The sequence below is a fragment of the Delftia sp. ZNC0008 genome (assembly GCF_000799035.1).
GTDB classification, from domain to species: Bacteria; Pseudomonadota; Gammaproteobacteria; order Burkholderiales; family Burkholderiaceae_C; genus Comamonas; species Comamonas tsuruhatensis.
This window is the reverse complement of record NZ_JTKZ01000834.1, coordinates 1-406: the sequence shown is the minus strand read 5'-3', so window position 1 is coordinate 406 and position 406 is coordinate 1. Positions and strand designations below refer to the sequence as shown.

The following is a 406-nucleotide window of genomic DNA, read 5'->3' as shown; positions in this document are numbered from 1 at the left end:
CGCTGGCCACGCCGTGGCGGAACTCGACGGGAATGCGGCTGTCGCCATCCGACCCGCCGCAGCCAGCCAGTGGCAGCGCCAGGGCCGAGGCGCCCATGCCGCGCACGAAATGGCGGCGGCTGGCCACGAGGCCGGATTCGCGGGAGCCGGCTTTCGCCTGCTGCAGGATGTTGGTGATGCTCTCTTTGTGCTTCATGCTGGACCGGGGCCCGAAGGCCTCCGTGGGGTGGTATGAAGCCAGCGAGCATCGGCGGCGCAGGTGACAGGCAGATGTCACCTGCGCCTGGCGCTCAACTATGCAAACGCGGCGGCCAGGGCCTGCTCCAGGTCGGCACGCAGGTCCTGCACCGCTTCCAGGCCGATGGCAAAGCGCACCACGGTGCCGCTGCGCAGCTGGGGCGTGGGG

General features: G+C 70.4%; 1 protein-coding gene and 1 pseudogene. Both read right to left on the bottom strand.

Going from position 1 to position 406, the window contains the following annotated elements:
* Positions 1-196: pseudogene (locus L995_RS26690) on the bottom strand (alkaline phosphatase D family protein); the annotation flags it as partial.
* A 98-nt stretch (positions 197-294) separates the two neighbouring features.
* Positions 295-406, bottom strand: a 112-nt coding sequence (locus L995_RS33540) for a PLP-dependent transferase (protein WP_156136144.1), incomplete at its 5' end; no start/stop codon positions are given.